Origin of the sequence: Tsukamurella sputi (assembly GCF_007858445.1) — a bacterium.
GTDB classification, from domain to species: Bacteria; Actinomycetota; Actinomycetes; order Mycobacteriales; family Mycobacteriaceae; genus Tsukamurella; species Tsukamurella sputi.
This window is the reverse complement of record NZ_VIGV01000001.1, coordinates 82,822-97,575: the sequence shown is the minus strand read 5'-3', so window position 1 is coordinate 97,575 and position 14,754 is coordinate 82,822. Positions and strand designations below refer to the sequence as shown.

Sequence of the window (14,754 nt, the reverse complement as noted above, 5' to 3'; positions counted from 1 at the left end):
TCCGAAGTGGTTTCCGGTTTCGCCAGTTCCGCCCATCGCCTGTTCACCAGCGAGTCGGTCACCGAGGGCCACCCGGACAAGATCTGTGACGCGATCTCGGACTCGATCCTCGATGCGCTGCTCGCGGAGGACCCGACGTCGCGCGTCGCCGTGGAGACGCTGGTCACCACGGGGCAGGTGCACGTCGCGGGCGAGGTGACCACCTCCGCCTACGCGGACATCCCGCACATCGTGCGCGACAAGGTCCTTGAGATCGGCTACGACAGCTCGGCCAAGGGCTTCGACGGCAACTCCTGCGGCGTGAACATCGCGATCGGAGCGCAGAGCCCCGAGATCGCGCAGGGCGTGGACCGCGCCTACGAGCACCGCGTCGACGGCGGCGAGGACGAGATCGACGCGCAGGGCGCGGGCGATCAGGGCTTGATGTTCGGCTACGCCTGCTCGGACACGCCCGAGCTGATGCCGCTGCCCATCTCGCTGGCGCACCGCCTCTCGCGCCGCCTGACCGAGGTCCGTAAGAACGGCACGCTGCCCTACCTGCGTCCGGACGGCAAGACGCAGGTGACCATCGAGTACGCGGGGGAGCAGCCCGTCCGGCTCGACACCGTGGTCATCTCCAGCCAGCACGCCGCCGACATCGACATCGACGGCATGCTCGCTCCGGACCTGCGCGCGCACGTGCTGGACACCGTGATCACCGACCTGAACCTGCCCAGCCTCGACACCTCCGACGTGCGGCTGCTGGTGAACCCCACCGGCAAGTTCGTGCTCGGTGGGCCGATGGGCGACGCGGGCCTCACGGGCCGCAAGATCATCGTCGACACCTACGGCGGCATGGCCCGCCACGGCGGCGGCGCGTTCTCCGGCAAGGACCCGTCGAAGGTGGACCGCTCGGCCGCGTACGCGATGCGCTGGGTGGCGAAGAACGCCGTCGCCGCGGGCCTCGCGGAACGGATCGAGGTCCAGGTGGCCTACGCGATCGGCAAGGCGGCCCCCGTCGGCCTGTTCGTCGAGACCTTCGGCACCGAGCAGCTCGATCCGATCAAGATCCAGCAGGCCATCGCCCAGGTCTTCGACCTGCGGCCGCGCGCGATCATCAACGATCTGGACCTGTTGCGCCCGATCTACGCGCCCACCGCCGCGTACGGCCACTTCGGCCGCACCGACATCGACCTGCCGTGGGAGCGCACCGACCGCGTGGACGCCCTGCGCTCCGCGGCCGGCCTCTGACAGCCGTCTCCACCGGTGTGACCGCACCCGGCCCCGCCGAGGCCGCGCAAGCCGACGTCGAACTCCCGATCGCCAGGATCCTGCCGCTGTTGCAGGTCAGCCACCTCGATCGGGAGTTCGACTATCTCGTGCCGCCCGAGCTGGCCGAGCAGGCGCAGCCGGGCGTGCGGGTCCGCGTCCGGTTCTCGGGCCGGCTCGTGGACGGCTACCTGCTCGAGCGGCTCCCGCGCACCGAACACGAGGGGAAGCTCGCGCCCCTGCAGCGGGTCGTCTCCGCGCTCCCCGTCCTCACCGAACCCGTCCTCCGGCTGGTCACCGAGGTCGCCGCGAGGTACGCCGGAACCCGCGCCGACGTGCTGCGGCTCGCCATCCCACCGCGGCACGCCCGCGTCGAGAAGGCCCTGCTGGAACAGGAGGCCGGCGCCGCCGAGCCCCCGGAGGCGCCCGCCGCGGCCCTCGCCGAGTACACCCACGGCGCGCAGTTCGCCGCCGCCGCGGTCGCGGGCCGGGCGCCGCGGGCCGTGTGGCAGGCGCTCCCCGGCGAGGACTGGGCCGCCCGCCTCGCGGAGCTGGCGGGCACCGTCGTCGCGGCGGGCCGTACGGCACTGCTCATCGTCCCGGACCAGAGCGACCTCGACCGGCTCGCGGCGGCCTGCGCGCACCTCGACCCCGCGGTCCTGGCCGCGGGGCTCGGGCCGTCGGCGCGCTACCGGCGGTGGCTCCTGGCGCTGCTCGGCCGTACGCGCGTGGTGATCGGCACTCGCAGCGCCGCCTTCGCGCCGCTCCCCGATCTGGGCCTCATCGCCCTCTGGGACGACGGGGACGAGTCGCTCGTCGAGCCCCGTGCGCCGTACCCGCACACGCGGGAGGTGCTCGCGTTACGGGCGCACCAGGAGGGCGCGGCGCTGGTCATCGGCGGCTTCGCCCGCACGCCCGAGTCGCAGGCGCTCGTCGAGGCGGGATGGGCCGCGGAGATCACGGCTCCCCGAGATCTGGTGCGCAGCCGCTCACCCCGGATCGCCGGCACCGCGGATTCGGACGTGGCCCTGGCCCGCGACCCACTGGCCCGCTCCGCGCGCCTGCCGGCGGCGGCCTTCGCGGCGGCGCGGGCGGCCCTCGACGCCGACCGTCCCGTGCTGGTGCAGGTCCCGCGCCGCGGCTACGCGCCGGCCCTGTCCTGCGAGCGCTGCCGCACCCCCGCGCGCTGCCGGCGCTGCCACGGCCCGCTCGAGCAGGCCGACGGCGGCGTACTGCGGTGCCGCTGGTGCGCTCACACCGATGCCGGGTACCGGTGCCCCGCCTGCGGCGGGACCACGATGCGTGCCGTGATCATCGGCGCGATGCGCACCGCCGAGGAGCTCGGCCGGGCCTTCCCGGGGGCCGCCGTTACGGTTTCCGGGGGTTCGACGGTGCTCACCGAGGCACCCGGCGGCCGGCGCATCGTGGTCGCGACGCCGGGCGCGGAGCCCGTGGTGGTGGGCGGTTACGGCGCGGCCCTGCTGCTCGACGGATGGCTGTTGCTGGGCCGGGCCGATCTGCGGGCGGCGGAGGAGACGCTGCGCCGCTGGATGAACGCGACCGCGCTGGTCGCCGCCGACGGGACCGTCGTCTGCGGCGCGGACGCGGGGATCCGCGCGGTGCAGGCGCTGATCAGGTGGGACGCCGCCGGATTCGCCGCCGCCGAACTCGCCGAACGGGCCGAGGTCGGATTCCCGCCGGCCACGCACCTCGCGGCGCTCGACGGCGCGGACACGGACATCCGTGCGGTCGCGGACGCCGCGGACCTACCCGGTGGGGCCGAGGTCCTCGGCCCCGTCGACCTGCCGCCCGGGGTGCGGATCCCGGGCGCGCCCGATACGGGGCCGCCTCCGCAGCGGCTGCTGGTGCGGGTCGCGCGGCGCGACGGGCGAGCGCTCGCGCAGGCCCTGTTCCACGCGCAGGTGGGCAGGAGCCTGCGGCGGGAGGGCGATCCCGTGCGGATCCAGATCGATCCGCTGCGGATCGGATAGCGCCGGTCGGCTACCGCGCGCTGAGGCGGGCCTCCACCGCGCTGATCGACAGGGCGAGCATGTACTCGAACTCCGCGTCCGCGTCGAACCGCGCGAGCTCGGGAGCCACCGCCTGCACCGAGGGGAGACCGCAGGCGGCGAGGGAGGCCTCGCGCCGCGCGATCGCCTCGGCATCCGTCATCCCGAAGGTGGGCGCCGCTTCGAACTCGCGCAGCAGTGTGCCGATCAGCGCTGCGAGTTGCGATCGCATCAGGTGCACGGCCTCGCTCGGCGCGAATCCGGCCGTCAGCAGGACGTCGAGGATCGACTGCGTCGGCGCCAGCGCGGCGACCGACTGCACCTGGCGGGTCAGCACGAGCGTCGCCGCGCGGGGGTGGGCCTGCGCGGCGGTGCGGAAGGCCCGGGCGACGCCGGCGAGGTCGGCCCGGAGATCGCCGGTGGGCACGTGCACGTCGATGGACCGGAGCAGGTGCTCCGTGACCGCGTCGAGCAGATCGTCCTTGTCCTGGACGTGGTTGTACAGGCTCTTCGCGTCGACGGACAGGTGGCGGGCGATGGACCGCATGCTGACCTCGGCGACCCCGTCCCGGTCGATCAGCGCGAGCGCCGCCTCCACGACCGCGGCGCGGGTCAGCTTGGGCGCGCCCAGAGCGGGGCGGCCGCGTCGGGGGCGCGGAGTGGTCATGAACCCCATCATCCCCTACCTTCGGCACCGGAAATTATCCACAATGTGGGTATGCTGGGCGGCATGATCGCCCACGACTCCCGGTTCGTGATGCCGCCCGAGTCCGTCCTGCGCGCCCGTGAGCGGCTCGTCCTCGACCACTTCCGGGACGAGGTGCGCCAGAACTGGGACGCGACGCTGTCGACCTTCCCGCACCCGCACTACGAGCTCATCGCGCAGATGACCGTGCACGACGGGGACGGCGAGGTACGGGACTACTACACGGACACGCGCACGGCCTTCCCGGACCAGGACCACGAGTTGATCGCCCTGCGGCACAGCGCGGACGCCGTCATCGTCGAGTTCTGGCTGCTCGGGACTCAGCGCGGTCCGCTCGGATCCATCCCGCCCACCGGTGGGCGGCACCGCACGCGGATGACCGCCTACTTCGTCTTCGACGAGCAGGAGAACCTGATCGCGGAGCGGATCTACTTCGACCAGCTGACCATCCTCCGGCAGCTCATCGCCGGCCTGAACCCGCGCAGTCCGAAGGGGCTCCTCACCCTGGGGCGGGTCCTCGTCGGCGCGCTCCGCATGTCGGGCCGTGAGCCGGACCCCCGACTCACGGCGACGTCACCGCCCGACCTCGACTGACGACTCCGGCCCGGGCAGCCTCCGGCGCCGGTTCTACCCTCGACGCATGACTGCGACGGGGTGGCGGGCCGGCTGGGCCAAGACGGACATCACGGGGGAGCCGTGGGGTGTGGGGCTCATGGGCTACGGCATGCCGGGCCAGCGCGGCCGAGGGCTGCTCACGCGCCAGTGGGCCCGGGCGTTCGTCATCGCCGCCGGTGCCGAGCGGATCGCCTTCGTGGTGGCCGACATCGGGATGTTCTTCCAGGCCTCCGTGGACGAGATCACCGACCGGCTCTCCGTGGCCACCGGCGGCCGCCTCTGCGCCGAGAACGTCGTGCTCACCGCGACGCACACCCACTGCGGACCGGGTGGCCACGGCCGGCACGCGCTGTACAACATCACGACGCTCGGCCGGCACCGGCGCACCTTCGACCGGCTCGTCGACGGGGTGGTGCGCGCCGTGCTCGACGCCGAGGCGGCCCTCGCGCCCGCGGACCTCTCGCTCGCGCGCGGTGAGCTGCACGACGCTTCCGTCAACCGCAGCGCGAGCTCCTTCGACCGCAACGCCGACCGGGACAGGCTGCCGGGGCGCATCGACCCCGCCGTGACCGTCCTCCGGTTCGAGCGCGACGGGGAGTTGCGGGCGGCGATCGACTGGTTCGCCGTGCACTGCACCTCGATGGGCAACGGCAACCGCCTGATCAGTTCCGACAACAAGGGCTGGGCCGCCGCCGCGTGGGAGCGCGCGCAGCCGCCGGGATTTGTCGGCGCCTTCGCGCAGACCAACTCGGGGGACATGTCGCCCAATCTGGGCGGCAGCGCCGGCCACGGCCCCACCGACGACGAGCGGGACAACACCGCCGAGATCGGCCGGCGCCAGCTCACGCAGGCGCGGCGTTTGGCCGCCGCGCCGGGCCGCGCCCTGGCGCCGACCGTCGCACACCGGCTCACCTACCTCGATCTCGGGGCGGCGCAGACACCGTCGGGCCCCACAGGGCGGGCCGTGCTCGGCGCCGCCTTCGCGGCGGGTACCTCCGACGGGCTCGGTTCACCGGCGTTCCACCAGGGCCTCGGCAACCGGGTCGGGGCGATCAGCCGGTTCCTGTACCGACGCCGGCCGGTGCTGGCCGCGCAGCACGCGCCCAAGGAGATGCTGTTGCCCGCGGGCGCGATGGGCTGGGTGCAGGAACGGCTCCCGGTGCAGCTGGTGCGGATCGGTGCGCTGCACCTGCTCTGCCTGCCCGTGGAGGTCACCGTCACCGCCGGCGCCCGGCTGCGCGATGCCGTGGCGGACGCGGCCGGTATCGACGCCGCGGACGTGCTGGTCCAGGGCTACGCCAACGGCTACGCCCACTACCTGACCACACCGGAGGAGTACGACGCGCAGCGGTACGAGGCCGGGAGCACCGTCTTCGGCCGCAACGAGCTCGCGGCCTTCACCGAGACGGCGCGCCGCCTCGCCGCGGACCTCGCCGCCGGCCGGCCGACGGAGCGCGGCACGCCCCCGCCGCGGCAGCGGCCCGGGCGGTTCGGGTCACCGTCGGGCTCGACGGTGCTGAGCCGTCCCCGCCCGGTCCGCGTGGCGACGGTGCGCACCGCCGGGCCGGACGGAGCGGTCGTCGTCGGATTCGAGTGCCCGCACCCGAACCGCGTGATCCCGGACAGTTACGTGCGGGTGGAGCGGCGCGACGGCGACGCGTGGCTCCTCGTGGCCGACGACGATGCGCCGTCGACCGAACTCTCCTGGGAGCGGCGCCGCGGGGCCTTCACGGCCACCGTCGCGGTGCGCGACCTGCCCGTGGGGACGTACCGCGTGGGCTACGCACAGGAGCGGCCCGGCCACTACGCGTGGACCGGGCCGCTCCTGGTGCGGTGACGGGGTTCTAGACGACGCCCAGGGCCAGCATCGCGTTGGCGACACGGATGAAGCCCGCGATGTTCGCGCCGGTCACGTAGTCGCCGGGGCTGCCGTACTCGTCGGCGGTCTCCAGGCAGCGGTCGTGGATGCCGCGCATGATGTCGGCCAGACGGTCCTCGGTGTAGTCGAAGGACCACGAATCACGCGAGGCGTTCTGCTGCATCTCCAGGGCGCTGGTGGCGACGCCGCCGGCGTTCGCGGCCTTGCCCGGGGCGAAGGCGACCTTCGCCTCGGCGAAGAGCTTCACGGCGTCCGGGGTGCACGGCATGTTCGCGCCCTCGGCGACGTAGGTCGTGCCGTTCTTGATGAGCCGGTCGGCGGCGTCGCCGTCGAGCTCGTTCTGCGTCGCGCAGGGGAGCGCGATGTCGCACGGCACGTCCCAGACGGATCCGCCGGGCACGAAGATCGCGCCGCGCTCGGCGGCGTAGACGTCGATCCGCTCGCGGCGGCGCTCCTTGACGTCCTTGAGCAGCTCCAGGTCGATGCCCTTCTCGTCCACCACGTAGCCCGAGGAGTCGGAACAGGCCACGACGGTGCCGCCGAGCTGCTCGACCTTCTCCGTCGCGTACACGGCGACGTTGCCCGAGCCGGAGACCACGACGCGCTTGCCGTCGAAGGACTGGCCCTGCGTCTTGAGCATCTCGTTCAGGAAGAAGACCGCGCCGTAGCCCGTGGCCTCGGTGCGAACCTGCGAGCCGCCCCAGGTCAGGCCCTTGCCGGTGAGCACGCCGGACTCGTAGCGGTTGGTGATGCGCTTGTACTGGCCGAACAGGTAGCCGATCTCGCGGCCGCCCACGCCGATGTCGCCCGCGGGGACGTCGGTGTACTCGCCGATGTGGCGGTAGAGCTCCGTCATGAAGGACTGGCAGAAGCGCATGATCTCGCCGTCGCTGCGCCCCTTGGGGTCGAAGTCCGAGCCGCCCTTGCCGCCGCCGATGGGCAGGCCGGTGAGCGAGTTCTTGAAGATCTGCTCGAAGCCCAGGAACTTGACGATGCCCAGGTACACCGACGGGTGGAATCGCAGGCCGCCCTTGAACGGGCCGAGGGCCGAGTTGAACTCGACGCGGAAGCCGCGGTTGAGCTGGACGTTGCCGTTGTCGTCCTGCCACGGCACGCGGAAGATGATCTGGCGCTCCGGCTCGCAGAGCCGGCGGATCACGGCCGCATCGACGTACTCGGGGTGCTTGGTGACCACCGGGGCGAGGCACTCGAGCACCTCCTTCGCCGCCTGGTGGAACTCGGTCTCACCCGGATTGCGGTGCAGCACTTCACTGTACAGCCCGTCCAAGGTGGTTTCTGCGTGCGCCATCACACGATCCCTTCCGTCCGGCCCTACCATCCGCCTCGTCGTCGAGGAACGGATCACCGCCCCCCGCGTGGCCGGAACTCGTCGATGTAACCCAGGATCGCCTTCTGGACCACGGGCCAGTAGCGGTTCTGGGACTGCGAGGGGAGGTAGATGTTGTGGCCCGCGCCGGGCAGCAGCACGGTCTCGCCCCGGCCGCCCTTGGCCTGCAGGGCGGCGACGAAGGCCTCGCATCCGGTGGGCCGGACGATGCGGTCCGCCGTGCCGTTGAAGCACGTGACCGGGACCTTCGGGTTGATGTTCTGGATGGGATCGGCGACCGCGAACTGCTGCGGGAACTCGTCGGGCAGGCCCAGGAACAGCCGGGTGTTGACGTTGCCGTCGGCCACCGCGCGGCGCATGTCCAGCACGCCGCCCATGGAGACGACGGCCGCCGGGGTCACGGCGGGGACGCTGCCCATGGCGCCGGGCGTCAGTATCGACCGGGCGGAGGCCCACACCGCGAGCTGGCCACCCGCCGAGTGTCCGGCGACGACGACGTCGTTCAGGTCCAGGTTCGGCGCGTACTGCGCCTTCACGGTCTGCAGGAAGTCGATCGCGGCGGCGGTGTCGGTGAGGGTGGTCGGGTAGCCGCCGCCCGCGCCGATCCGCCGGTACTCGACGTTCCAGACCGCGACGCCGTGGGAGACCAGCGACCGCGCCATCTCCGACATCGACGACGCCGCCGACGGTGTGCGCCAGCCGCCCCCGTGCAGCAGCACCACGACGGGGATCTGCGCGGGCAGCTCGATCGTGGTGCGGGCGCTGAGCGGGCCGCCCGAGGGGTTCTGCTGGAGCGCCGGGTTGGCCGGCAGGTACAGCTCGCCGTAGTTCTGCTCGGGATCGGGGAAACCGTCCGGAACGGCGTAGACGATGCGCCGTGGCTCCGTGACCGGGAACTTGCCCACGAGCGAGGCGGGATTGACCGGCGGGTAGGACGCGGACGGCGCCGCGGGTGCCGACGACGAGGGAGCACCCGACCCACCCTGCGCGGTGGTGGTGCACGCCGTGCCGAAGAGCACGGAAAGGCATACGGCGGCGCCGATCAGCGGCCGCCGGGCGCGCGCGAGCTGCACGTCGACCCTCTCTCGCCCGGCGGGGCGGTTTATGGCGTTTCCGTCGGAATCCTAAGGCAACCCTGGGTCGAACTCCTAGCGCGGGCGCGCGGTTGTGACCGGAGCGCCTGCCGCCGCGACCGGTCGGGGCTGGATAATGGGGGAATGAGCGTGCTCCCCATTCGCATCTATCCCGACCCCGTCCTGCGCACTCCTGCGGACGAGGTGACGGTCTTCGACGCCGACCTCGCGCGGCTGGTCGACGACATGATCGACACGATGCACCACCACAACGGCGCGGGGCTGGCCGCGCCGCAGGTCGGCGTGAGCAAGCGGGTCTTCGTCTACGGCTGCGGCGGCCAGGAGGGGCACATCGTCAACCCGGTGTGGCGCGCCGTCGGCGAGGAGATGCAGACGGGCGCCGAGGGCTGCCTGTCCATCCCCGAGGTCCGCGGGCAGTGCACACGGCACATGAACGTGGTCGCGGAGGGCGTGGACGTCACCGGCGCGCCGGTCGTCGTCGAGGGCACCGAGATCCTCGCCCGCTGCATCCAGCACGAGACCGATCACCTGGACGGCGTGCTGTACCTGAGTCGCCTCGACCCCGAGGAGCGCAAGGCGGTGATGCGCGCGATCCGCAGCTCGCCGTGGTTCACCGATCCGGCGGCCACGCTGGGCGCGGGGGCGGCCGGGGGCCGCGGCTGATGCGGCTGCTGTTCGCGGGGACACCCGAGCCCGCCGTGCCGGCGCTGCGCGCGCTGCTGGACTCCGAGCACGAGGTGGTCGGCGTGCTCACCCGGCCCGACGCCCGCTCCGGTCGCGGCCGCGGCGTCCGGCGCTCGCCGGTCGGCCTCATCGCGGACGAGGCGGGGATCCCGGTGCTCACGCCCGCGACGCTGCGCGACCCCGAGGCCCGGGCCGCGATCGTCGATCTGGCGCCCGATTGCTGCCCGGTGGTCGCGTACGGCGGGATGATCCCGCCCGATCTCCTCGACGTCCCGGCGCACGGCTGGATCAATGTGCACTTCTCCCTGCTGCCCGCGTGGCGCGGCGCCGCGCCGGTCCAGGCCGCGCTGGCTGCCGGGGACGAGGTGACCGGCGCGTCGACGTTCCGCATCGAGGAGGGCCTCGACACGGGCCCGGTGTTCGGGGTGCTCACCGAGCGGATCCGGCCCGACGACACCGCGACGGCGCTCCTCGCGCGGCTCGCCGAGCACGGCGCGGAGCTGCTCACGCGCACCGTCGACGGAGTGGCGGCCGGCGCGCTGCAGGCTCGGCCCCAGTCGCCGGACGGGGTCTCGCACGCCGCCAAGGTCACCGTCGACGGTGCCCGGGTGCGGTTCGACCGTCCGGCCGGTGCGGTGGACCGGCACATCCGCGCGATGACCGATGCGCCCGGCGCGTGGGTGCCGTTCGGTGCGGCGCGGCTCAAGCTCGGCCCCGCCGTGGTCGATGCGGAGGCGGAGGCCCTCGCGCCCGGTGAGCTGCGGGTGAGCAAGCGCGCGGTCCACGTGGGCACCGCCACGGCGCCCCTGCGGCTCGGCACCGTGCAGCCGCCCGGCAAGAAACCCATGCCCGCCGCCGACTGGGCGCGCGGCGCCCGTGTCGAATCCGGCGCGATTCTCGGAGGCGACCAGTGACCGACCCCGCCCGCAGCGCCGCGCTGCAGACCCTCGCCGCCGTACGTGAGCGCGGCGCGTACGCGAACCTCGTGCTTCCCGGCCTGCTGCGGGACAAGCGGCTCAAGGGGCGCGACGCCGCCTTCGCGACCGAACTCACCTACGGTGCCTGCCGGGCGCAGGGCCTGCTCGACGCGGTGATCGAGGACGCCTCGGGGCGGCCGGTCGCCGAGATCGACGGTCCCGTGCTGGACGCGCTGCGGCTCGGCGTCTACCAGTTGCTCCGCACCCGGGTGGGCGCGCACGCCGCCGTCTCCGAGACGGTGGACGCGGTGAAGGAGACCTCGGGTCGCGGCGCGTCCGGGTTCGCCAACGCGGTGCTGCGCAAGGTCTCGCGGGACGACGAGGACACCTGGGTCGCCCGGGTCGCGCCGTCGGCCGCCGACGACCTGCTCGGACACCTCGCGATGCAGTACGCGCATCCGCGCTGGATCGCCGAGGCCTTCTGGGAGTCCCTCCGCGCCAACGGCATCAACTCGATGGGGCAGCTGCAGGCTCTGCTCGCCTCCGACGACGCCCGGCCGCCGGTGCACCTCGTCGCGCGGCCGGGGGAGATCTCGGCGGACGAGCTGGCGCTCATCGTGGAGGGCGAGACCGGCCGGCTCTCGCCCTACGCGGTGTACCTGCCCAGCGGCGATCCCGGTGCGCTCGAACCCGTCCGCGACGGCCTCGCGGGCGTGCAGGACGAGGGCAGCCAACTCGTCGCACGGGCCGCAGCGGTCGCGCCGCTCGAGGGCGACGACGCCGGCCGGTGGCTCGACCTGTGTGCCGGTCCGGGTGGCAAGGCGGCCCTGCTGGGCTCGCTCGCCGCGATCGACGGTGCCCGCGTCGACGCCGTGGAGCCGGCCGAGCACCGCGCCGAGCTGGTCCGGAAGGCTGTCAAGGGGCTGCCCGTGGACGTGCACGTCGCGGACGGCCGCCGGTCCGGGCTGGAGCCGGGCTACGACCGCGTGCTGGTGGACGCGCCGTGCTCGGGTATCGGAGCGCTGCGCCGCCGGCCCGAGGCGCGCTGGCGCAAGCAGCCGTCCGATGTCACCGAGCTCGCGGTGCTGCAGCGGGAACTGCTGACCGCGGCCGCCGCGCTCACGCGTCCCGGTGGCGTGGTGCTCTACGCGACCTGTTCGCCGCACGTCGCGGAGACGGTGGGCATCGTCGGCGATGACGAGCTGCTGGCGGGCGCCGGGCTGGAGCAGATCGACACCCGCCCCCTGGTCCCGGAAACGGAGCTGCCGCTGGGGGACGGGCCGCACGTGCAGCTGTGGCCGCACCTGCACGGCACCGACGGGATGTTCTTCCAGGCGCTCCGCAAGAGCTGAGACGACGAAACGGCCCGCCTCCGAGTGCCGGAGGCGGGCCGTTCGCGTGTGCCGCGGTGAGGGCGTCAGCCCTTGAGGACGCCGCCCTTCGTGAACTCCTGGGTGAGGACGCCGCCGGGGCCCGGCTTGGCGTCGCCCTTCGGGTATCCCATCCCGAAGGCGCCGCCGCCCTTGACCCACTGGTCCTTGATCTTGCCGGAGACGACGTGCGCGCCGGCCTCGGGCGACCAGACGATCGAGCCGTTCTGGAAGTCGTTGTAGGCGCCCGCGACCGAGCCTGCGGTGGGGCCCCCGACGGAGAGCTCGCTCATGAGCGGGAAGCCGAGCTTGCCGGTCGGGCCGCCCTCCTTGAGGTACAGGTCACGGATGGCGCCGGTGACGCCGGCCGCCTTGCCGCCGTTGACCTTGGGGTTCCAGTAGATGGTGCCCTTGGTGAACTCCTGCACCTTGGAGCCGCCCGCCACATCCTTCTCGACGCCGAGGGGCTGGCCGTACTTCTTCTGGCCGCCGTCCTTGGTGAAGGTGTCGTTGATCGCGCCGGTGACGGCGAACTTCAGCGGCTCGTCCGGGGTGCTGTCGGCGGCCGCGGGGGCCGCGGCGGCGCTCTGCCCGGCGAGGAGCTGTCCGAGCAGCTTCTGCGCGCTCGGGTCGCTGCCGAACATCTTGACCAGCGTCGCCACGTCGGTGGTGGGCAGCTGGCCGGTCGCGAGGATCTGCTGCACGCCGGGGATCTTCGCCAGCTCGGTCAGGGCGGGCTGCGCCGAGGCCGGCACCGCGTTCGCGGTGGAGACGAGCGGGGTGCTCGCCGCGGCGGGGACGGCGGCGGGATCGGCGGCAGCAGCGGCGGGGGCTGCGGCCGCGGGAGCAGCGGCCGCAGGAGCAGCGGCGGCGGGTGCGGCCGGTGCCGGGGGAGCGACGGGGACCGCCGGCACGGCGGGGTCGGCCAGGGCGGGGCCTGCGGCGAAGACGGTGGCCGCGGCGACCGCCACGAACGTGGTCACGGTGGTGCGTGCGATCCGCATGACGACCTCTCAACAATCGACGGCACGAGTGTTACCCGTGTGATTAATGAGGCTCATGTTACAAGAGTGACAAATGAAACACAACGACGTCGCGGTGCGCGTGTGTGAATCCGCGGCCGCACCCGATCGGCGAAGCGGTTCCGGCTCCTCTGCCCGCGATCCCGCGCAGTCACGGGACGTAGAATCCGTCGCATGCCTTCGCCGATGATCGCGCCGTCCATCCTCTCCGCCGACTTCGCCCGGCTCGGGGCCGAAGTCGAGGCCGTGGGTGGGCCGGAGGGCGCCGATTGGGTGCACGTCGACGTGATGGACAACCACTTCGTGCCGAACCTCACCCTGGGCCTGCCCGTCGTGCAGAGCCTGCTGAAGGCCACGGCCATCCCGCTCGACTGCCACCTCATGATCGACGACCCCGCGCGTTGGGCTCCGCCCTACGCGGAGGCCGGCGCGTACAACGTGACCTTCCACGCCGAGGCGTCGGACGATCCGGTCGCCGTCGCGAAGGACATCCGCGCCGCGGGCGGCAAGGCGGGCCTCGCGATCAAGCCCGGCACCGCCTTCGAGCCCTACATCGAGATCCTCAAGAGCTTCGACACCCTGCTGGTGATGAGCGTCGAGCCGGGCTTCGGCGGCCAGTCCTTCATCGCCGATGTGCTGGACAAGGCGCGGCAGGCGCGCCGCCTCGTCGATTCCGGTGAGCTGCGGCTGCTGGTCGAGATCGACGGCGGCATCAATGCGGACACCATCGAGCAGGCGGCCGCCGCGGGCGTCGACTGCTTCGTCGCCGGATCCGCCGTCTACAACGCCGCCGACCCCGCCGACGCCCTGCGCAAGCTCCGCGCTCAGGCGGCGGCCACCGCACGGGTGTGAACCTGCCCGTGGACATCGACGCCGCGCTCGCGCTGGCCGTCGAGGAATCGGTCGCGGCACGCGGGGTGAGCACCCCGAACCCGCCGGTGGGCGCCGTGATCCTGGGCGCCGACGGCACCGTCGTCGGGCGGGGCCGCACCGCGCCCGCGGGCGGCCCGCACGCCGAGGTCGTGGCCTTGGCGCAGGCCGGGGAGGCAGCGCGCGGGGGCACCGCCGTCGTCACCCTCGAGCCGTGCGACCACACCGGGCGCACCGGACCGTGCACACAGGCGCTGATCGCCGCCGGTATCGCCCGGGTCGCGTACGCGGCCGCAGACCCGAACCCGCTCGCCGCGGGCGGCGCGCACACCCTGCGCACGGCCGGTGTCCAGGTGGAGCACCTCGACACCGAGCCGTGGCCGCTCACGGAGTGGCTGTTCCGGCAACGCCACGGCCGCCCGATGGTCACCGTCAAGATCGCGGCCACCGTCGACGGCCGGATCGCCGCCCCCGACGGCACGAGCCAGTGGATCACCGGCCCCGCGGCGCGCCAGCGCGCGCACGCCGAGCGAGGCCAGCTCGACGCGATCATCGTGGGCACGGGCACCGTGGTCGCCGACGATCCCGCCCTCACCGCCCGCCGCCCCGACGGCTCCCTCCATCCGCACCAGCCGACGCGGATCGTCCTGGGGGACAGGTCGATTCCTGCCCGGGCCGCGGTGCTCACCGGCCCGGGCGAAGCGATCCACGTGCGCTCGCACCGCCCCGAGGACGCCCTCGCGGCTGCGGGGGACGCGGTCAACGTGCAGGTCGAGGGCGGCTCGCGCGTGATCGGCGCCTTCCTCGCCGCCGGCCTCGTCGACCGGGTGCAGGCCTACATCGCGCCGGTCCTCCTCGGCGCCGGACTCTCCGCGCTCACCGTCCCCGGTGTCGGCACGCTCGGCGACGCGCTCCGGCTGCGGATCGACACCGTCGAACGCCTCGGCGACGACGTCCTGCTCACGCTGCTGCGCTGACCCGCGGACCTTGCC

13 protein-coding genes are annotated in these 14,754 nt (G+C 73.4%); 9 read left to right on the top strand and 4 right to left on the bottom strand.

What is annotated here, in order from left to right:
* Window positions 1–6: 6 nt before the first annotated feature.
* Window positions 7–1,230, top strand: coding sequence for a methionine adenosyltransferase (metK, locus tag FK268_RS00485; RefSeq protein WP_146430132.1), 1,224 nt, complete (start codon window positions 7–9; stop codon window positions 1,228–1,230).
* 17 nt (window positions 1,231–1,247) lie between these two features.
* Window positions 1,248–3,239, top strand: a complete 1,992-nt coding sequence (locus FK268_RS00480) for a primosomal protein N' (RefSeq protein WP_231706858.1) — start codon at window positions 1,248–1,250, stop codon at window positions 3,237–3,239.
* A gap of 10 nt (window positions 3,240–3,249) precedes the next feature.
* Here the strand turns inward: FK268_RS00480 and FK268_RS00475 are convergent, their stop codons facing one another.
* Window positions 3,250–3,924, bottom strand: a complete 675-nt coding sequence (locus FK268_RS00475; RefSeq protein WP_231706857.1) for a TetR/AcrR family transcriptional regulator — start codon at window positions 3,922–3,924, stop codon at window positions 3,250–3,252.
* A 63-nt stretch (window positions 3,925–3,987) separates the two neighbouring features.
* Here FK268_RS00475 and FK268_RS00470 point away from each other — a divergent pair, with 63 nt between their 5' ends.
* A complete protein-coding gene (locus FK268_RS00470; RefSeq protein WP_193560221.1) occupies window positions 3,988–4,557 on the top strand; it encodes an ester cyclase in 570 nt (189 codons plus the stop codon).
* A 46-nt stretch (window positions 4,558–4,603) separates the two neighbouring features.
* Complete coding sequence (locus tag FK268_RS00465) at window positions 4,604–6,415, top strand: neutral/alkaline non-lysosomal ceramidase N-terminal domain-containing protein (RefSeq protein ID WP_146430129.1); 1,812 nt, start codon at window positions 4,604–4,606, stop codon at window positions 6,413–6,415.
* Window positions 6,416–6,422: 7 nt separating this feature from the next.
* Here FK268_RS00465 and gdhA read toward each other — a convergent pair whose 3' ends face one another.
* Entirely contained in the window at window positions 6,423–7,766 is a 1,344-nt protein-coding gene (gene gdhA / locus FK268_RS00460) for an NADP-specific glutamate dehydrogenase (protein ID WP_146430127.1), read from the bottom strand.
* Between the two features lie 53 nt (window positions 7,767–7,819).
* A complete protein-coding gene (locus FK268_RS00455; protein WP_158636005.1) occupies window positions 7,820–8,878 on the bottom strand; it encodes an alpha/beta hydrolase family protein in 1,059 nt (352 codons plus the stop codon).
* Window positions 8,879–9,022: 144 nt separating this feature from the next.
* Here FK268_RS00455 and def point away from each other — a divergent pair, with 144 nt between their 5' ends.
* From def to FK268_RS00440, 3 genes are read left to right on the top strand one after another with little or no spacing between them, the layout of a single operon-like run.
* On the top strand, window positions 9,023–9,562 hold the full coding sequence (gene def, locus FK268_RS00450; protein WP_146430123.1) for a peptide deformylase: 540 nt from the start codon (window positions 9,023–9,025) through the stop codon (window positions 9,560–9,562).
* A complete protein-coding gene (locus FK268_RS00445) occupies window positions 9,562–10,497 on the top strand; it encodes a methionyl-tRNA formyltransferase (RefSeq protein ID WP_146430121.1) in 936 nt (311 codons plus the stop codon). Before def ends, FK268_RS00445 begins: the two co-directional genes overlap by 1 nt.
* Window positions 10,494–11,852, top strand: a complete 1,359-nt coding sequence (locus tag FK268_RS00440; protein WP_193560220.1) for an RsmB/NOP family class I SAM-dependent RNA methyltransferase — start codon at window positions 10,494–10,496, stop codon at window positions 11,850–11,852. Before FK268_RS00445 ends, FK268_RS00440 begins: the two co-directional genes overlap by 4 nt.
* Window positions 11,853–11,917: 65 nt before the next feature.
* Here FK268_RS00440 and FK268_RS00435 read toward each other — a convergent pair whose 3' ends face one another.
* The gene (locus tag FK268_RS00435; RefSeq protein WP_158636004.1) at window positions 11,918–12,874 is read right to left on the bottom strand and encodes an LGFP repeat-containing protein; all 957 of its coding nucleotides are present in this window, start codon (window positions 12,872–12,874) and stop codon (window positions 11,918–11,920) included.
* A 192-nt stretch (window positions 12,875–13,066) separates the two neighbouring features.
* Here FK268_RS00435 and rpe point away from each other — a divergent pair, with 192 nt between their 5' ends.
* On the top strand, window positions 13,067–13,744 hold the full coding sequence (gene rpe / locus FK268_RS00425; protein ID WP_146430117.1) for a ribulose-phosphate 3-epimerase: 678 nt from the start codon (window positions 13,067–13,069) through the stop codon (window positions 13,742–13,744).
* On the top strand, window positions 13,741–14,739 hold the full coding sequence (gene ribD / locus FK268_RS00420) for a bifunctional diaminohydroxyphosphoribosylaminopyrimidine deaminase/5-amino-6-(5-phosphoribosylamino)uracil reductase RibD (RefSeq protein WP_231706856.1): 999 nt from the start codon (window positions 13,741–13,743) through the stop codon (window positions 14,737–14,739). Before rpe ends, ribD begins: the two co-directional genes overlap by 4 nt.
* Window positions 14,740–14,754 lie beyond the last annotated feature (15 nt).